Genomic DNA, 17,955 nt, shown 5'->3' with positions numbered 1-17,955 from the left:
TTTCCGGTCGGGGCTGGACTCAGTCGTCGCCGCTGAAGGCGCCGAGCAGATGCAGCAGACTGGTGAACAGGTTGTAGATGCTGACGTACAGGGTCACCGTGGCCATGATGTAGTTGGTCTCGCCGCCGTGCACGATGTTGCTGGTTTCGTACAGGATCAGGCCGCACATCAGCAGCACGAACATGGCGGAAACGCCCAGCGCCAGCCCCGGCAGGCTGAAGAAGAAGGCCGCCAGGCCGGCCAGGAAGGCCACCAGGATGCCGGCCATCAGGAATCCACCCATGAAGCTGAAGTCCTTGCGGGTGCTGATGGCGTAGGCGGATAGGCCGAGAAAGATGACCCCGGTCATCCCCATGGCGGTCATCACCAGTTCGGTGCCGTTGGGCAGTTGCAGGTAGGCGTTGAGCAGGGGGCCGAGGGTCAGGCCCATGAAGCCGGTGAGGGCGAAAACGGCGGCCAGGCCCCAGACGCTGTTGCGCAGCTTGGTGGTGAGGAAGAGCAGGCCGAAATAACCTGCCAGGGTGATGAGAAGGCCCGGGTGGGGCAGGTTCAGGGCCATGGACAGGCCGGCGGTGAAGGCGCTGAACAACAGCGTCATCGACAGCAGGGTGTAGGTATTGCGGATCAGCTTGTTGCTTTCCTGCGCCGCCGTGGTCGGGCGGGCAACGGCAAACTCGTTGGAACGCATGGCTACTCCTCGGTTTGTTATTGGTTGCAACTGGAATCTGTGACCGTAGCGATGGGGCTCAGGTTCCCGACTAGCTGCCGACAGGATAGCGGGCCGGACGGGAAGGTCAACCCGCTGGCAGAGGGCGGGGCGGATAAGGTATCCTTCCGCCTCCTCCGGAGAGGTGGCTGAGCGGTTGAAAGCGGCGGTCTTGAAAACCGTTGTAGATGCGAGTCTACCGTGGGTTCGAATCCCACCCTCTCCGCCATCTTGCCGCCATGTGATCTCCATCACAGTCCTGCAGGTCTTCTGGTGCCCTTATCTAATGCCCGCCGGGGCAGTCTTGATTATTGCGGCAAATCCTGTATGTTCTGCGGTTGATTGTCCGGACACCCAAGAATCCTCCATGATCAATGTCCTGCTGGTTGACGACCACGAACTGGTGCGCACCGGGATCCGGCGCCTGCTCGGTGACGTCAAGGGCATCAAGGTCTATGCCGAGGTCGATAGCGGCGAGGCCGCCATCGACTCGGTACGCAAGTTCCAGCCCGATGTGGTGCTGATGGATGTCAGCATGCCCGGCATCGGCGGTCTGGAGGCCACCCGTCGCCTGGTGCATGCCTATCCCGACATCAAGGTCATCGTACTCACCGTTCACACCGACGATCCCTTCCCCAGCCAACTCCTCAAGGCCGGCGCTGTCGGTTATCTGAGCAAGGGCTGCAATGTGGATGAGATGGTCCAGGCCATCCAGCAGGTGGCCAATGGCAAGCGCTATATCAGTCCGACCATTGCCCAGTCCCTGGCCCTGTCCCTGCTGCCCGGTACCGAATCACCCTTCCAGCGCTTGTCGCGCCGTGAGCTGCAGGTGATGATGATGCTGATGCAGGGCAACAAGATGGCCGATATTTCCGCCCAGCTTTGCCTAAGCCCGAAGACCATCAGCACCTATCGCTACCGGCTGTATGAAAAACTCGGCGTGCGCACCGATGCCGAGTTGACACGCCTGGCCATGCGCCACGGCATGCTGGACAACATCAGCTGACGGCTGCCGCCGGACTCCGTCGCGGGTTCCTTCTGTTAAAGTCTGTGCATGTCCGCACCGCTTTCTCCCTTCGATAGCAAGGCCTTTCTCAAGTCGCTTACCGCGCGGCCCGGCGTGTACCGCATGTACGACGCTGCCGGTGAAATTCTTTACGTCGGCAAGGCGCGCAACCTCAAGAAACGCGTCTCCAGTTACTTCGCCCGGGGCGACCACAGCGTCAAGACCCAGGCACTGGTGGCGCAGATCCAGCATATCGAAGTGACGGTAACCCACACCGAGGGTGAGGCACTGCTGCTGGAAAACAACCTGATCAAGGCGCTGCAGCCGCGTTACAACATCCTGCTGCGTGACGACAAGGGGTATCCCTACATCCATCTGTCCGACGATGAGTTTCCGCGCCTCAGCTTTTACCGCGGCAAGCGCGGTGGCCGCGGCCGCTACTTCGGCCCCTATCCCAGCTCCAATGCGGTGCGCGAAAGCCTCAACCTGATGCAAAAGCTGTTCCCGGTACGTCAGTGCGACAACACCTTCTACAGCAACCGCAGCCGCGCCTGCCTGCAATACCAGATCAAGCGCTGCAGCGGTCCCTGTGTCGGCCTGGTGACGGCCGAGCGCTATCAGGAACACGTGCGCCATGCGGTGATGTTCCTGGAGGGCAAGAACAGCGAGGTGATCGACGAACTGGTGCGGCGCATGGAGGCCGCGGCGGCGGAGCTCGATTTCGAGACCGCGGCTGTATACCGCGACCAGATCGCCAACCTGCGCCGGGTACAGGAGCGGCAGTATGTCAGCGGCAATGCCGGTGCCGACTGTGACGTCATCGCCGTGGCCACCGCGGCGGGTGCCGCCTGCGTGCAGGTGTTCTTCATCCGCGGCGGCCACAATCTCGGCAACAAGACCTTCTATCCGCGCAACGCCGCCGGGGCCGATCCGGCCGAACTGCTCGGCGCCTTTCTGTCGCAGCATTATCTGGCGGATACCCCGGGCGAGCGGCCGATCCCGCCGGAGATCCTGCTGGGCCAGTCCCTGGAGGAGGAGGATGCTCTGGCCGAGGTATTGAGCCAGCAGGCCGGACGCCGCGTGCTCCTCAGCAGCCGCCTGCGCGGCGAGCGGGCGCGCTGGGTGGAGATGGCGCGCAACAATGCGGAGCATGCGCTGGCGGCTCATCTGGCCTCCAAGGCCAATCTGATGGGACGTTTCGAGGCCTTGCAGGAGGCGCTGCATCTGGAGGCCATGCCGCAGCGCATCGAGTGCTTCGACATCAGCCATACCATGGGCGAGCGCACCGTGGCCTCCTGTGTGGTGTTCGACTCGGAGGGTCCGGTGAAGTCCGACTACCGCCGCTACAACATCGAGGACATCACCCCGGGCGATGATTATGCCGCCATGCACCAGGCACTGACGCGCCGTTTCCGTCGTCTGCAGGAGGGCGAGGGCAGGGCGCCGGACATCCTGCTTATCGACGGCGGCCTCGGCCAGGTGCAGCAGGCCCACGAGGTGCTGGAGGAACTGGCGGTGGCGGGCATCCTGGTAGTGGGTGTGGCCAAAGGACCGACGCGCAAGGCGGGGCTGGAGCAGCTTGTCTTGTCCGGGGGGGAGGCGCCCACTATACTGCCGCCTGAATCGCCGGCCCTGCACCTGATCCAGCAGGTACGTGACGAGGCCCATCGCTTCGCCATCACCGGACACCGCCAGCGCCGGGCCAAGGCGCGGCGTACATCGAGCCTGGAAGACATCCCCGGACTCGGCCCCAAACGCCGCCAGCAGCTGCTGCGCCAGTTCGGGGGACTACAGGAGGTAGCGCGCGCCGGTGTAGAAGACCTGGCCAAGGTCCATGGCATCAGCCGCCAGCTCGCGCAACGCATTTACGACGCCCTGCACCCGGAATAAGGTCCGATGCTCAACATCCCCAACAGCCTGACCCTGCTGCGCATCGCCCTGATCCCGGTATTCGTACTGTTCTTCTATCTGCCTGTCGGCTGGTCGCATCTGATCACCACCGCCATCTTCGCCCTGGCCGCCGCTACCGACTGGCTGGACGGCTATCTGGCGCGGCGCCTCGGCGCCACCTCCGCCTTCGGCGCCTTCCTCGACCCGGTGGCCGACAAGCTGATGGTGGCCACCGCGCTGGTGCTGCTGGTGGATCGCAATCCGACCGACTATCACGGCATCCTCATGGCACTGCCGGCGGCCATCATCGTCGGCCGCGAGATCACCATCTCCGCCCTGCGTGAGTGGATGGCGGAAGTGGGGGCCACGCGCAAGGTGGCGGTGAACTACATCGGCAAAGTGAAGACCACGGCGCAGATGGTGGCCCTGCTGCTGTTGCTGTATCGCAAGCCGCTATACGGTATCGATGCAGCGGAACTGGGTTTCTGGCTGTTGTATGTGGCGGCGGTGCTGACCCTGTGGTCGATGACGGTGTATCTGATGGCCGCCTGGCCGGTGTTGCTGGATGGCAAAAAAACAGCGGCAGATGAGCAAAAAGGCGCTTGACAGCAGGCGCGCCATCACTAAAATAGGCGGCTCATTTGGCAGCGCGGGAATAGCTCAGTTGGTAGAGCACAACCTTGCCAAGGTTGGGGTCGCGAGTTCGAGTCTCGTTTCCCGCTCCAATTCCGAAACCCCGGACAAGTAGCTGCCCGGGGTTTTTCATTTCGGCGCCGGCGGCGCCACAGCAGTTTCGGCTGGATGGCAGAGTGGTTATGCAGCGGCCTGCAAAGCCGTGTACCTCGGTTCGATTCCGGGTCCAGCCTCCACTTAATTTCTCTTTCTTGAAGTAGCGGCAGTCCCGGTAGAATTGCGCACGTCACACCCCTGCCCGGGTGGCGAAATTGGTAGACGCAAGGGACTTAAAATCCCTCGGTGGCAACACCGTACCGGTTCGATTCCGGTCCCGGGCACCATCCCCTTCCTTCGCTATCCCCGGTCTGCTTCAGTGATGCAGTGCAATCCAGCGCGGCATGGCTGATCCGCTTCTCCTTGTCCTTGCCGCCTCAGCCGGAAAGCCGGCGCTTCAGGCCTGCGGTCTGCAGGATGGTGGTGGAAATCTCTTCGATGGACATGTGGGTGGTGTTGAGGAAGCGGATACCTTCCTTGCGGTACAGGCTCTCCACCGCATCCACCTCCAACTGGCACTGGGTGGACTGGGCGTAGCGGCTGTTGGGGCGGCGTTCGCTGCGGATCTGTTGCAGGCGATCGGGATCGATGGTGAGACCGAACAGCTTGTCGCGGTGCGGGCGCAGGGCTTCGGGCAGGGCGCGTAGCTGCAGGTCTTCCTCGGTGAGCGGATAGTTGGCGGCATAGACGCCGTATTGCAGGGCGAGGAACAGCGAGGTCGGCGTCTTGCCGGAACGCGACACGCCGATGAGGACGATGTCGGCGGAGCCGTAGTTGCGGGTGCTGACGCCGTCGTCGTTGGCGAGGGCGAAGTTGAGCGCCTCGATGCGCGCGGTGTAGTTGGCGAAATTGCCCATGCCGTGGGAGCGGCCCATGACGTGGGCGGCCTTGATGCCCAATTCGGCCTCCAGCGGCGCATTGAAGGCGTCGAAGAAGTCGAGCACCAGGGCGCGGCAGTCACGCCGCATCTGTTCCAGCAAAGCGGTGTCCACCAGGGTACTGAACACGATGGGACGCACGCCATCCTGCTCCATCACCCCGTTGATGCGTTGCACCGCCTCGGCCATCTTCTCGGCGGTGTCGAGAAAGGGCAGGCGGGTGTAGCTGAACTCCACGCCGTCGAACTGCGTCATCATGCTGTGGCCGAGGGTCTCGGCGGTGATGCCGGTACGGTCGGAGACGAAGAAGACGGGGCGGTGCTGCAGGTTTGCTTCTGGCATGAGAGGTGCCTGTAGGATGGGCAAAGCGAAGCGTGCCCATCGGTTTTCGGTTACGGTGGCCCTATGGGCACGCTTCGCTTTGCCCATCCTACGAACTGCTTATCAGCGACAGGTTAGCAAATCGAATCACCAGAAACAGACATAAAAGATACAAGTGACAAGATACAAGGGAATGAACTCGCTGCGCTCGTGTTGATTGTGGATCCAAACAACCGTGCGCGCAGCGTACTCCATCCCTTGTATCTTGCCTCTTTGCTCTTGTATCTGGTTTTTTATTTACCCTGTTGGCTGGCGATGTACAGCCAGGTATCGACCACGGTGTCCGGGTTGAGCGACACGCTGCTGATGCCTTCCTTCACCAGCCAGTCTGCCAGGTCGGGATAGTCGGACGGGCCCTGGCCGCAGATGCCGACGTACTTGCCCTTGGCACGAGCTGCCTTGATCGCCATGCTGAGCAGCTTCTTCACCGCCGGGTTGCGCTCGTCGAACAGATGGGCAATGAGGGCGGAGTCGCGGTCCAGACCGAGGCTGAGCTGGGTCATGTCGTTGGAGCCGATGGAGAAGCCGTCGAAGTATTCGAGGAACTCGTCGGCCAGCACCGCGTTGGACGGGATCTCGCACATCATGATCACGCGCAGGCCGTTCTCGCCGCGCTTCAGGCCATTCTCCGCCAGCAGCTTGACCACCTGATCCGCCTCTTCCAGGGTACGGCAGAAGGGGATCATCACCTCGACGTTGGTCAGGCCCATCTCGTCGCGCACCTTGCGGATGGCGCGGCATTCCAGTTCGAAGCAGGGGCGGAAATCCGGCGACAGGTAGCGCGAGGTGCCGCGGAAACCGATCATCGGATTTTCCTCGTGCGGCTCGTAGCCTTCACCGGCCAGCAGGTTGGCGTATTCGTTGGACTTGAAGTCCGACATGCGCACGATCACCGGCTTGGGGTTGAAGGCGGCAGCGAGAGTGGCGATGCCCTCGGTGAGCTTCTCGACATAGAAGCTGACCGGATCGCGGTAGCCGGCCATGCGCTTGTGGATGGCCTGCTTGATGTCGTCGCTCTGGTTGTCGAAATCCAGCAGCGCCTTCGGGTGCACGCCGATGGTGGAGTTGATGATGAATTCCAGACGGGCGAGACCGACGCCCGCGTTGGGGATGTTGGCGAACTCGAAGGCATGGCCCGGGTTGCCGATGTTCATCATGATCTTCACCGGCAGGTCCGGCATCTTGCCGGCATCGGCGCGCTGTACCTCGAAGTCCAGCTTGCCCTTGTAGATGTGGCCAGTGTCGCCTTCGGCGCAGGAGACGGTGACATCGAGGCCGTCTTTGATGTGCTTGGTGGCGTCGCCGCAGCCGACCACCGCCGGGATGCCCAGTTCACGGGCGATGATCGCCGCGTGGCAGGTGCGGCCGCCACGGTTGGTGACGATGGCGGAGGCGCGTTTCATGATCGGTTCCCAGTCCGGGTCGGTCATGTCGGTGACCAGCACGTCGCCGGGCTTCACCGCGCTCATCTGCGAGATGTCCATGATGATGCGCGCCGGACCGGCGCCGATGCGCTGGCCGATGGCGCGGCCCTGGGACAGCACCTCACCCTTTTCCTTCAGGCGGTAGCGCTCGATCATCTGGCCGTTGCTGCGGCTCTTCACCGTCTCGGGACGGGCCTGCACGATGTAGACCTTGTTGTCGGTGCCGTCCAGCGCCCACTCGATGTCCATCGGGCGGCCATAGTGCTTTTCGATGATCACCGCCTGACGCGCCAGGTCGAGCAACTGCTCGTCGCTGAGGCAGAAGCGCTGGCGCTCGGACTCCGCCACGTCCACCGTCTTGGTGGTCTTGCCGTGGGCGGAGCTGTCACTATAGATCATCTTGATCGCCTTGCTGCCCAGTTTGCGGCTGAGGATGGCGTGCCTGCCGGCGGCGAGGGCGGGCTTGTAGACGTAGAACTCGTCCGGATTCACCGCGCCCTGTACCACGGTTTCACCCAGACCGTAGGCGCCGGTGATGAACACCGCATCGCGGAAGCCGGACTCGGTATCGAGAGTGAACATCACGCCGGCGGCACCGATATCGGAGCGGACCATGCGCTGGATGCCGGCGGACAGCGCGACTTCATGGTGCTCGAAATTGTGGTGTACACGGTAGGCAATGGCACGGTCGTTGTAAAGCGAGGCGAATACGTGGTGGATCGCCGTCAGTACATTGTCCAGGCCGCGCACGTTGAGGTAGGTCTCCTGCTGACCGGCGAAGGAGGCGTCGGGCAGGTCCTCGGCGGTGGCGGAGGAGCGCACGGCGACGGCGAGTTCGCCGCCGGCCTTCTCCTCCATCTTGCGCCAGGCGGCGGTAATGGCGGCGTTGAGCGAGTCGGGGAAGGGGGTGTCGATGATCCACTGGCGGATCTCGGCGCCGGCGCGGGCCAGTTCCTCGACGTCGTCGACGTCGAGCTTGCTGACGCGGGCATTGATGCGCTCGGCCAGGTGGCCATGACGCAGGAATTCGCGGAAGGCGGCAGAGGTGGTGGCAAAGCCTTCCGGCACGCGCACGCCGGCGGCGGTTAGCCCCCGGATCATTTCGCCCAGGGAGGCATTCTTGCCGCCCACCCGCGCCACATCATCCATGCCGAGAGACTCGAACCAGATTACGCGTTCGTCCACTGTTACACCCCTTTGCTCGATTGGTGGTTGGATCATGGAGGTCATCACCATTCCCCTAGGCCGGTCCGTTGTCCGGAACCCCTGTCGTTATTGAAGATCGGCATCGCGCTTGCGGCAGTGGTCAATACTGGCACAGGCGCATTTGCCGGTTCCACATCCGGTGCCGGCCTCACGGTAGGCACCGAACTCGGGATGACGGCGGGCAAAGGCCCGCGCCATCTTCTGTACGGCGATCCATCCCAGCAACAACATCAGGATAGCACCGCCGGCCATGAGAAATTGCTTCAGCATCAGTGCGCCCCCAGGCCGGCAAAGCCCATGAAGGCCAGCGACAGGATGCCGGCCAGCATCAGGCTGAGCGCCGCGCCCTGGCTGATGCTCGGCACTTCGGCCAGCTCCAGCTTCTCGCGCAGCCCGGCCATCAGCACCAGGGCCAGGATGAAGCCGGCGCCGGCACCCAGGGCGTAGCTCACCGACTGCACGAAGTTGTATTCCTTGGCGGTCTGGAACAGGGCCAGGCCGAGGATGGCGCAGTTGGTGGTGATCAGCGGCAGGAAGATGCCGAGGGCGCGGAACAGCGCCGGGCTGAACTTCTTCATGCTCATCTCGACCAGCTGCACGGCGGAGGCGATCACCGCGATGTAGCTGATGAGGCGCAGGAACTCCAGGTCATAGGCCACTAGCAGGTTGTTGATGGCATAGGCGCAGATGGAGCTGATCAGCATCACCAGGGTGGTGGCGAAGCCCATGGATACCGCCGTCTTCAGCTTGGCGGAGACGCCGAGGAACGGGCAGATGCCGAGGAACAGCGCCAGCACGAAATTGTTGACGATGGCGGCGTTGAGGAAGATGAAGGTGAGGGAATCAGCGTGCATGGACGGTCTCCTCCTTCAGCTCCAGACGGGCCTTGCGTTCACGCAGCCAGTTGAACAGCAGCAGCCAGGCACCCAGCACGAAGAAGCCGCCCGGCGGCAGGATCATCACCACCCAGGGCTCGAACTGGGACCCGAACACGTTGAAGCCGAGCAGGGTGCCGCTGCCCAGCAGTTCGCGCACGCTGCCCAGGCAGAGCAGGGCGATGGTGAAGCCGCTGCCCATGCCGAGGCCGCTGACGATGGATTTGAGCGGACGGTTCTTGGAGGCGAAGGCCTCGGCGCGGCCGAGAATGATGCAGTTCACCACGATGAGCTGGATGAAGGCGCCCAGCGCGTTGTACAGGTCCAGGCTGATGGCCTGGATGATGTAGTCGACGATGGTGACGAAGGTGGCGATGATCACGATGTAGGTGGCGATGCGCACCTGCTTGGGGATCACGTTGCGCAGCAGCGACACCAGGGTGCTGGAGCCGATCAGCACGAAGGTGGTGGCCACGCCCATGGCGATGGCGTTCATCACCGAGTTGGTGACGGCCAGCACCGGACACATGCCGAGCAGCATCACGAAGACCGGATTCTCGCGCCAGATGCCTTCGAGGAAGGTATCGGCGGTGATTCTGTCGTCTCTCTTGCGCCCGGCCATCAGGGTTGTACCTTCAGTTGGTCGACATGCGGATGCAGGCGCGGCAGCAGCATCTGCGCGCTGTTGTTCAGGCCCTTGCCCACCGCCGTGGAGGTGATGGTGGCGCCGGAGATGGCATCGATCTGCCACGGCCCCGTCTTGGTGCCGTGCTTGACGGTGACGATGGCGTTGGCCAGTTGTTTGCCGTCGGCGGCGAGGCGCGCGTCCAGCGGGAAATTGGCGAGGAACTTGGCGTCCTTGACGATCTTGTCGCCCAAACCAGGGGTTTCCGTCGACTGCAGCACGGCAAAGCCGGTGATGCACTCACAGGCCGGGTCGTAGCCGTAGAGGATGCGCACGATGTCCTGGTAGCCGCGCGCACCGGCCTCGGCGGCGATGCCCTTGAGCCGGCCGTCGGCGTCATAGGCGGCGTACACCCTGGTGCCGCTGCCGCCCTCGCTGGCCGGGCGCACACCGTTGTCGTCGACCAGAAAGTCGCGTCGCGTGGTGGCGCCGGGCAACACCTGGAATACGGCGCGCTCGATGGCACGCTGACGGTTTTCCTCGATGCGCGGCAGGGTGAGCTGGTAGGTCAGCACCACCAGAAAGCCGGACAGCATGGCGATGCCGCCCAGCACCTGGATCATGCGGCTGCTGGAAGCGGGCGCGGCGGGGAGCGGTGCCGTGCTGCTCATGATTTGGCTCCACTCTTGCGCGCACCGTAGATGCGCGGCTGGGTGATGTGTTCGATCAGCGGCGACAGGGCGTTGCCGAGTAGGATGGCATACATCACGCCCTCGGACAGGCCGCCGAAGTAGCGGATGATGACGGTGAGCACGCCGATGAACAGACCGTAGATCCACACGCCCCACGGCGTCACCGGCGAGGCGACCATGTCGCTGGCCATGAACAGCGCGCCCAACATCAGGCCGCCGGAGAACAGCACGAACAGCGGCGTCGGGTAGTGCTGGTCATTGAGCAGATGGAACACCAGCGCGGTGACGAAGGCGCCAAGCAGGACCGCGCTGGGGATACGCCAGTCCATCATGCGCCGCGCCGCCAGATAGATACCGCACAGCAGGATCAGCAGGGCCGAGGTCTCGCCCGCGGAACCGGCCACCATGCCGGTGAACAGGTCGCTGGTGCTGGTAATGACGCCCTCGAATTTCCACTGCGCCAGCGGCGTGGCGCCGCTGAAACTGTCCACCTGCTGTTTGCTCCATTCGCCCACCGCCGGCGGCGTCATGAAGGGCAGGGCCAGGGTGGTGGGGATGAACTCCACGAAGCGGCCGGGCAGGCCGGCCGGCGTCCAGGTGGTGATGGCGACCGGGAAGGCCGCCTGCACGAAGGCGCGGCCCACCAGGGCGGGATTGAACACGTTGTAGCCGAGGCCGCCGAACAGGGTCTTGCCCAGGGCAATGGCGATGAAGCCGGCAACCGCGCCCATCCACAGCGGAAAGCCCGGCGGCAGGGTGAGGGCCAGCAGCAGGCCGGTGATGGCGGCGCTCCAGTCGCTCAGGGTATTGCCGCGGCCGGCGCTGCGCGAGAAGGCATATTCGGTGGCGAGGCAACTGCCGGTGACGACGAGGATCAGGGCCAGGGCGCTGATGCCGAACTGCCACACCGCGAAGGCGGCGATGGGCAGCAGCGCATAGACCACGTTGCGCATGATCTGCTCCACCGTCGGTGCCGCCTTGACGTGCGGCGAGGTGCGGAGTTCGATATGCGGTTGTTGCGGCTTGTTCATCAGGCAGCACGCTCACGCAGGATGGACTTGGCGATACGGAAGTATTGCACCAGCGGAATGGACGAGGGGCAGACGAAGCTGCAGCAGCCGCACTCGATGCAGTCCTTGAGATGGAAGCGCTCCGCCATCACGTCATATTCGCGCTTGGCGGCGAGCAGGCCCAGCTGGGTGGGGTTGAGGTGCATGGGGCAGGCCGCCACGCACTTGCCGCACTTGATGCAGGGGTGGATACGGCGCGTCTCGGCCTGAATCTCGCTGTTGGACAACACGAGCACGCCGGAGGAACCCTTGGTGATCGGCACGTCCAGCGAGGCGACCGCATTGCCCATCATCGGCCCACCCAGGATCACCTCCTGTTCGCTGCCGCTGAAGCCGACATGGTTGAGCACGAAGCGCAGCGGTGTACCGATGGGCACCAGATAGTTGCCGGGCTTTTTCACACCGGGACCGGCGACGGTGATGACGCGTTCGATGAGTCCTTCGCCGCGCGGCAACAACCGGCCCAGGGCAGTGAGGGTGCCGACGTTGTTGACCACCACACCGATCTGCGCCGGCAGGCCGCCGGAGGGCACCTCGCGGCCGAGCAGGGAGGTGATGAGCATCTTCTCCGCACCCTGCGGGTATTTGGTTTCCACCGCTTCCACACGGATGCTGCCGTCGGCAGGCAGGTGCCGGCGGATCGCGGCGATGGCATCGGGTTTGTTGTCTTCCACGCCGATGATCGCCTGTCTGGCGCCGACCACGCGCATGGCGTATTGCGTGCCGCGGATCAGGTCCGGGCCCTGTTCCAGCATCACACGGTGATCGGTGGTGAGGTAGGGCTCGCATTCGCAGCCATTGACGATCAGGGTGTCGATGACGGCGCCTGACGGTACCTTGAGCTTGACGTGGGAAGGGAAGGCGGCACCGCCCAGACCGACCAGGCCGGTATCCTGTACCGCCTGGATAATCTGTTCTGGCGTCAGTGCATTCATGTCGCGTGGTGTGCGCCACAGCACCTCCTGATTGGAGGCCTCGTAGACGCGGATGACGATGGCGGGGACGCGGGGGCCCTGGGCGCTCGGCATCAGTCTGATGGCTTCCACCACGCCGGTGGCGGGTGCATGCTGTGGTACCGACATGAAGCCGTCAGCCTCGGCGATGGGCTGGCCGCGCACCACCTCCTGTCCGACCTTGACGGTGGCGCGCGAAGGTTTGCCCAAATGCTGGGCCAGCGGGACGATCATGCGCGGCGCGAACGGCAGGCGGCGGATCGGCTTGTCCGCCGTGTCCTCCTTGTGGGCCTGCGGATGGACCCCATGGGAGAAGGTCTTCCGTCCGAACCAGCGTAGCAGTGTCATCTGTACCTCGGTGTCGAAATCTTTACTGTTCCCCGGCCCGGTCCGAAAAAAATCCTCTCCCCAAAACGGGGAGAGGCAACTTCTCGGAGGGAGCACCGAAAGAAACTGTTGTTTGCGGTTTTTCCGCCGGATGCGTTTCGCACACCCGTTGCTGCAATACTCCTCGATTTGCGGCTGGGCCGCCTGTTCGCCGAGATGCCCCGGCGCCTACGACATCATTGGTACTTGGCGGCGCGCTGGATCAACTTGTCCAGGCCCGGCTCGTTGGGATTGAACGGTGTACCCGGGTGTATGCATCCCGCCGTGCACTTCTCCGCTGCCTTGACGATGTCCTTGAACGGCCCGGCCTTGGCATCGACGATGATGGCCTTCTTATCATCGTTGTAGGCAAAGATCTTCGGGTTGATATTTATGCACTCGTCGCAGGCCGTACATTCCGGCGTTTCGATCCACACCGGCTCGTAGTCGCCGGGAGCCGCAGCATGGCCGGCACCATTGCCATTGCCGTTGGCGGAAACCGTGCCCCCGCCGGCGAACGCGGCCATGTCGCCGGAAGCGGCTAGCGAAAGCAGGGTGGAAGACAGCTTCTGTGCCATCTCTGCCTTGGTCTGCTGCACGATAGCGTCCACGTCCACCTGACGGTCGAGTCCGGCGATGGACTTCAGCTGACGCCAGAAGTCGCGGCGTTCCTCGGCGGCCAGTACGATCTCCTGCGAGCAGAGTACGCGGGTGAGACGGTTCTTGGCGTCCACCGCCCAGATGAACGGAAACTTGCCTTCACGATCGGCCTCGTTCAGTTCGAGGAATTCGTGGAACGGCACCATGTCGTCGCTCCAGGTCTCGCGCGGGGCCTTCTTGAAGTGCTTGCGGAAACGTCCTTCGGTCACGGCGAAGTCGGCGAAGGTCATCGGCACTTCCAGCGTGTCCTTCCTGCCGTTTTCATCCACGTAGTCGAGGGTGTACATCGGCCAGTCGCTGTCCAGCGCGGGATTGCCCTCCAGGTCGAAGCACTCGGGGAAGGTGGTGCCCCGATCGGGGTCGTAGCGGAAGAGCGGATAGGCGCGCGATTCCACTGCCAGCTTGCCCTGGCGATCGGAGGCATCGTCACCCACACCATGTTCCGGCTGGCAAGTGGTGTAGATGTTGAACATGGCCGGGCGGCGGCTGTTGAGTCCGTCGATATAGCCTTCCAGCAGATGGGTCACGTTGCTGGTGGAGCCCTGCAGGATATACGCACCGCGGTGAGCCACGCCGATCAGGCCGACCTCCTTGCGGATTTCGTTCTTGCCCTTCCAGTTCTTGCCATAGGGCGACATGTCGGCCACCTGGCTGACGAAGCCGGAGGTGCAGGCCTGGCCACCGGTGTTGGAGTACACCTGGGTGTCCACCACCATCACCTTGATCGGCAGCTCGGAGGCCAGGGCGCGCGACAGGTTCTGGAAGCCGATGTCGTACATGGCGCCGTCGCCGCCGACGGCGACCACCGGCGGACACAGCAGCCATTCTTCCTCACTGAAGTCCTTCCAGTTGAACTGGCGGAAGAAGGGCTGGTGCACCTCCGGATTGTACTTGCCCTCCAGTTCCAGCTCGGCCATGCGGATAGCCTTGAAACCATCGGCCATCTTGACCATATGACCCTCGAACAGGCCCATGGCCATGGACGGGCTGTCCTGGAACAGATTGGAGGTCCAGGGGAACGGATAGGGATTGAACGGGAAGGTGGAACCCCATACCGAAGTACAGCCGGTGGAGTTGACGATGCCCATTTCGGCGCGGCCGCGGCCGGTGGGGCCGGCTTCGTAGCGCCACTTCAGGTCACGCAGGCGATCGAGCAGGTTGGTGGCCCACTTCAGCCACTGCTTGTCGATGACCGTCTTCTCGTGGCCGGCATCGAGATTGGCCGACAGGTTGGACAGGGTCAGGTCGGTGCCGTTGACGCGATCCACCACCTGCTTGATGGTGCCGCTGTCGGACAGGTCCACGCCGGCGGCCAGCTTCAGGCGGATATGCTGCTCCAGTTTCTGGATCAGATCGTCCAGCCTGGCGATCTGCTTCTTCACGCGCGGCTGCATCAGTGCGGTGACGGTGGCGGTGAATAGATGAATGGCGGTCTTTTCACCGCAACCCAGGCAGGAACCGTCGCCGCACACCATGGCGCCGTAGTTGCGCTTGTCGAGCAGCAGGGTATCCAGCGCGCCGATCTTTTCATTCAGATCATCGATGCGGATGTAGTCCGGGTTGGTGGTGGGCAGGTCGAGCCAGAAGGCCCAGTCGCTGCGCAGGCGCTTCACCGCCTCGTCGGTCTGCTTGGTTCTGACCAGGGCCGCGTCCTCGCACACCTCGACGCATTCCATGCAGCCCTTGCAGGTGTCCGGATTGATGGTGATGGAGAACAGGCCGCCGCTGCCTTTCTCCTTCTTCTCGCGGTTGATCCAGTAGGGCTTGGTGACGGCGAAGTCGAAACTGCCCATGGCATCCATCAGCTGGGCAAATTCCTGTTCCAGCTTGGCGCGCGCATCACCTTCCAGCTCCGACTCGGCCACGGTTTCCAGGATCGCCTGATCCAGCAGGTTACGCACCTTGGCGGTCTCACCGGTGGCGTTGAGCAGGTCGCGCAGCTTCTTCTCCACCTTGCGTGTCTCACGACGCAGGTGCACCGTCAGCACACCCTTGCTCTCGATGCGGTGAATGGCGGTGGCGAATACCTCGCTGATGGAATTCACCAGTCCCGGGATGGAGGAGTCCGGGCAGACGGTATAGCAGTTGCCGCAGGCGGTGCAGTTTTCCGGCACCCACTTCGGATACTCGAAGCGGATGTTGGTCATGTCGCGGAACACACCGCTGGCGGCGGGCATCAGCGATACACCCATGTAGGGATCGGCCAGATTGTCGGCGCCGCGGCCGGTGGCGTAGAAGTAACCGGTCTGCTCCCAGAAGCGGTGGATGTCGTGCAGCTCGCCCTTACCCTCAGGCATGTGCTTGAGCATGATCGGCAGGGCGGACTCGGCCGTGCGCAGTTCCTGCAAGGTGACGCCGACTTTCTTGTTCTTGATCTCGTGCACCTCGTCGAAGCCGCGGCGCACCACGCGGATGTTGTCTTCCACCACGCGCTTGCCCTTGGCACCGAACTTGGCCATCAGCTGATCCTCGATGGTCTTGAACAACCTGGCCTCGTCCAGGCCGGCCATTTCCATCAGCGGCGAGGCGGCGAAGAAGGCGCCCTGGAAGGCGTTGCCCTGCATGCGCAGCTGCAGCTCGGGGTTGGTGGCCTCTTCACGGGCGATCTTGAAGCCGTCGACGTAGAACACGCGGATGTCGTTGTCGACGATGAACTGCTGGTGGCGGCGCGGAATGGTGGCCCACAGCTGATCCGGGTCCTCGAAGGAGGACTGGATGATCAGCACGCCGCCCTTCTTCAGACCGAACAACGGATTGGAGTGGCCGAACACGTTGGGGTCCGGCGACAGCACCACGTCGACGAAGTTGAATTCGCAGTTGATGCGAATCGGGGTGGGGGCGGCCGCCAGGTAATAGGTGGTGGGCTGGCCCTTCTTCTCGGAACCGTACTTGGGATTGGACTTGATCTCGTAGCCCAGCAGTTCGTACAGGGTCATCGCCAGGTTCTTGCCGGTGGTGATGGCGCCCCAGCCGCCGACGGAGTGCATGCGCACGGTGATGGATCCTTCCGGCATCAGATTCGGATTCTCCGAACCGTGCACGGCCAGGTCCCTCACCTGCGGATAGGACTCCAGCAGCTGCTGCATGTGGATTTCCTGCTTGGGCGTGGCCGCCTCGTCGCGCACGAAATCGATGCCGAGGTAGAAGAACTTCTGCTTCTTGCCGTTCGGCAGCATGTTCTCGATGGCGCCGATGAGGCCCTCGGGCTGCAGGTCGCGCGAGCCGAGGCCATAGGCGCCGGAGTACAGGCGCGGGGCGTCGCCCTGCTGGTAGCTGTCATAACTGGGGTAGGGCAGTGCCTCGCCTTTGGCCACCATGCCGTTTTCCAGGCACTTGTTGATGGAAGCACGCACTTCGCGCATCAGCGGCAGGTCCTCGGCCAGCGGCTGGTCGGTGCGCTCCAGCACCACCACGCCCTTCTTGCCCTTGAGGGCCTTGCCCATCAGGTCGCCGGGGAAGGGGCGGAACATGGTGGCGTCGATGACACCGACCTTCAGCTTGCGTGTCTCGCGCAGATAGTCGGCCACGGCCTCGGCCTGCACGATCATCGAGCCCATGCCGATGATGACATAGTCGGCATCTTCGGCTTTATAGGTGCCGATGCGGTGGTAGCGGCGGCCGGTCAGTTCGTAATACTCGTCCATCACCTGATCGGCGATCTGCGGGATGTGGGCGTAGAAGTAGGGTCGCTGCGCCGCCACGGTCTGCATGTAGGCGTCCTGGTTCTGCACGGTACCGGAGACCAGCGGCGCGTCCACGTCCCAGATCATCGGTACGCGGCGGCGTTTCTCGCCGTAGATCATCTTCTGCGCCGGCGTGGGACACTCGATCATGTCATCGGGGCGGCCGAGGAACTCCTCGATCAACTCGCGCTCGGGCACGTTGAGCGGCTCGATGAGGTGGGTGGTGAGGAAGCCGTCCTGCGCCACCACGGCCGGTGTCAGTGCCAGTTCGGCGATCTTGCGGCCAATCAGGTTCAGGTCGGCGGCGCCCTGGGCGTTCTTGGCGAAGATTTGGAAGAAACCGGTGTCGTCGATGCAGTGATAGTCGTCGTGGCCGCAGTGGACGTTGAGCGAGGCCTTGGTGATGGCACGGCAGCCGACGTTCAGCACGTAGGGCAGGCGTTTGCCGGCGGCGGCGTAGAGGGATTCGTGCATGAAGGCCACGCCCTGCGCCGAGGAGAAGTTGGTGGCGCGCAGGCCGGTCATGGCCATGCCGGCGGTGACGGCCGCCGCGGCGTGTTCGGATTCGGGCTCGATGAAAATCAGCGTGCGGTCGGAGACGTTGATATGGCCGTTGGCCACTTCCTCGGCCCAGTACTCGCCCATCTGGGTGGACGGGGTGATCGGATAGGCACCGGCTGCATCCGAGGATTCGCGCTCGCACATGATGACGGCGGTGTTGCCGTCCATGGCCATGCGTACACCCGGATACTTGAAGGTCTTGGTCTCTTTCTTTCCGAACATCTCAGTCACCCTCACTGAATCTGTAATC

Annotated in this window: 13 protein-coding genes and 4 tRNA genes; 7 read left to right on the top strand and 10 right to left on the bottom strand. The window is 63.4% G+C overall.

Annotated elements, in window-relative coordinates; genetic code table 11:
• Positions 1-19: 19 nt before the first annotated feature.
• Positions 20-688: a Bax inhibitor-1/YccA family protein gene (locus tag EP379_RS07910; protein ID WP_127477289.1), complete on the bottom strand. Its 669-nt coding sequence runs from the start codon at positions 686-688 to the stop codon at positions 20-22.
• 157 nt (positions 689-845) lie between these two features.
• Between EP379_RS07910 and EP379_RS07905 the strand changes: the two genes are divergently transcribed.
• From EP379_RS07905 to EP379_RS07875, 7 genes are all read left to right on the top strand, one after another.
• Positions 846-935 (top strand) — tRNA-Ser (locus EP379_RS07905).
• A gap of 138 nt (positions 936-1,073) precedes the next feature.
• Entirely contained in the window at positions 1,074-1,712 is a 639-nt protein-coding gene (uvrY, locus tag EP379_RS07900; RefSeq protein ID WP_172600420.1) for a UvrY/SirA/GacA family response regulator transcription factor, read from the top strand.
• Positions 1,713-1,760: 48 nt separating this feature from the next.
• The gene (gene uvrC, locus EP379_RS07895; protein ID WP_127477287.1) at positions 1,761-3,602 is read left to right on the top strand and encodes an excinuclease ABC subunit UvrC; all 1,842 of its coding nucleotides are present in this window, start codon (positions 1,761-1,763) and stop codon (positions 3,600-3,602) included.
• Between the two features lie 6 nt (positions 3,603-3,608).
• Positions 3,609-4,208 carry a CDP-diacylglycerol--glycerol-3-phosphate 3-phosphatidyltransferase gene (pgsA, locus tag EP379_RS07890; RefSeq protein ID WP_127477286.1) on the top strand — a complete coding sequence of 200 codons (600 nt, stop codon included), beginning with the start codon at positions 3,609-3,611 and terminating at the stop codon, positions 4,206-4,208.
• Positions 4,209-4,251: 43 nt separating this feature from the next.
• Positions 4,252-4,327 (top strand) — tRNA-Gly (locus EP379_RS07885).
• 70 nt (positions 4,328-4,397) lie between these two features.
• A tRNA-Cys gene (locus tag EP379_RS07880) sits at positions 4,398-4,471 on the top strand.
• Between the two features lie 60 nt (positions 4,472-4,531).
• A tRNA-Leu gene (locus EP379_RS07875) sits at positions 4,532-4,618 on the top strand.
• Between the two features lie 90 nt (positions 4,619-4,708).
• Here EP379_RS07875 and ppsR read toward each other — a convergent pair.
• From ppsR to EP379_RS07830, 9 genes are all read right to left on the bottom strand, one after another.
• Complete coding sequence (gene ppsR, locus EP379_RS07870) at positions 4,709-5,551, bottom strand: posphoenolpyruvate synthetase regulatory kinase/phosphorylase PpsR (protein ID WP_127477285.1); 843 nt, start codon at positions 5,549-5,551, stop codon at positions 4,709-4,711.
• A 272-nt stretch (positions 5,552-5,823) separates the two neighbouring features.
• Positions 5,824-8,199 carry a phosphoenolpyruvate synthase gene (gene ppsA, locus EP379_RS07865; protein WP_127477284.1) on the bottom strand — a complete coding sequence of 792 codons (2,376 nt, stop codon included), beginning with the start codon at positions 8,197-8,199 and terminating at the stop codon, positions 5,824-5,826.
• A gap of 87 nt (positions 8,200-8,286) precedes the next feature.
• Positions 8,287-8,490 carry a hypothetical protein gene (locus EP379_RS07860; RefSeq protein WP_127477283.1) on the bottom strand — a complete coding sequence of 68 codons (204 nt, stop codon included), beginning with the start codon at positions 8,488-8,490 and terminating at the stop codon, positions 8,287-8,289.
• Complete coding sequence (locus tag EP379_RS07855) at positions 8,490-9,074, bottom strand: electron transport complex protein RnfA (protein WP_127477282.1); 585 nt, start codon at positions 9,072-9,074, stop codon at positions 8,490-8,492. Before EP379_RS07855 ends, EP379_RS07860 begins: the two co-directional genes overlap by 1 nt.
• Positions 9,064-9,717, bottom strand: a complete 654-nt coding sequence (gene rsxE / locus EP379_RS07850) for an electron transport complex subunit RsxE (protein ID WP_127477281.1) — start codon at positions 9,715-9,717, stop codon at positions 9,064-9,066. The genes EP379_RS07855 and rsxE overlap by 11 nt, the downstream gene beginning before the upstream one ends.
• Positions 9,717-10,391, bottom strand: coding sequence for an RnfABCDGE type electron transport complex subunit G (locus EP379_RS07845; protein ID WP_127477280.1), 675 nt, complete (start codon positions 10,389-10,391; stop codon positions 9,717-9,719). Before EP379_RS07845 ends, rsxE begins: the two co-directional genes overlap by 1 nt.
• The gene (locus EP379_RS07840) at positions 10,388-11,443 is read right to left on the bottom strand and encodes an RnfABCDGE type electron transport complex subunit D (protein WP_172600419.1); all 1,056 of its coding nucleotides are present in this window, start codon (positions 11,441-11,443) and stop codon (positions 10,388-10,390) included. Before EP379_RS07840 ends, EP379_RS07845 begins: the two co-directional genes overlap by 4 nt.
• Positions 11,443-12,783, bottom strand: a complete 1,341-nt coding sequence (gene rsxC / locus EP379_RS07835; RefSeq protein ID WP_127477278.1) for an electron transport complex subunit RsxC — start codon at positions 12,781-12,783, stop codon at positions 11,443-11,445. The genes EP379_RS07840 and rsxC overlap by 1 nt, the downstream gene beginning before the upstream one ends.
• A 215-nt stretch (positions 12,784-12,998) precedes the next feature.
• Positions 12,999-17,927 (bottom strand): 2-oxoacid:acceptor oxidoreductase family protein, encoded by a 4,929-nt coding sequence (locus EP379_RS07830; RefSeq protein ID WP_127477277.1) that lies wholly within the window; start codon positions 17,925-17,927, stop codon positions 12,999-13,001.
• Positions 17,928-17,955: the final 28 nt, after the last annotated feature.

The sequence above is a fragment of the Sulfurivermis fontis genome (assembly GCF_004001245.1).
GTDB lineage: Bacteria > Pseudomonadota > Gammaproteobacteria > Thiohalomonadales > Thiohalomonadaceae > Sulfurivermis > Sulfurivermis fontis.
This window is presented reverse-complemented; position numbering and strand designations above follow the sequence as displayed.

Coding starts and splice junctions, on each gene's coding strand:
- EP379_RS07910 (WP_127477289.1), bottom strand. CDS start 688: ATGCGTTCCAACGAGTTTGCCGTTGCCCGCCCGACCACGGCGGCGCAG.
- uvrY (WP_172600420.1), top strand. CDS start 1,074: ATGATCAATGTCCTGCTGGTTGACGACCACGAACTGGTGCGCACCGGG.
- uvrC (WP_127477287.1), top strand. CDS start 1,761: ATGTCCGCACCGCTTTCTCCCTTCGATAGCAAGGCCTTTCTCAAGTCG.
- pgsA (WP_127477286.1), top strand. CDS start 3,609: ATGCTCAACATCCCCAACAGCCTGACCCTGCTGCGCATCGCCCTGATC.
- ppsR (WP_127477285.1), bottom strand. CDS start 5,551: ATGCCAGAAGCAAACCTGCAGCACCGCCCCGTCTTCTTCGTCTCCGAC.
- EP379_RS07860 (WP_127477283.1), bottom strand. CDS start 8,490: ATGCTGAAGCAATTTCTCATGGCCGGCGGTGCTATCCTGATGTTGTTG.
- EP379_RS07855 (WP_127477282.1), bottom strand. CDS start 9,074: ATGCACGCTGATTCCCTCACCTTCATCTTCCTCAACGCCGCCATCGTC.
- rsxE (WP_127477281.1), bottom strand. CDS start 9,717: ATGGCCGGGCGCAAGAGAGACGACAGAATCACCGCCGATACCTTCCTC.
- EP379_RS07845 (WP_127477280.1), bottom strand. CDS start 10,391: ATGAGCAGCACGGCACCGCTCCCCGCCGCGCCCGCTTCCAGCAGCCGC.
- EP379_RS07840 (WP_172600419.1), bottom strand. CDS start 11,443: ATGAACAAGCCGCAACAACCGCATATCGAACTCCGCACCTCGCCGCAC.
- rsxC (WP_127477278.1), bottom strand. CDS start 12,783: ATGACACTGCTACGCTGGTTCGGACGGAAGACCTTCTCCCATGGGGTC.
- EP379_RS07830 (WP_127477277.1), bottom strand. CDS start 17,927: ATGTTCGGAAAGAAAGAGACCAAGACCTTCAAGTATCCGGGTGTACGC.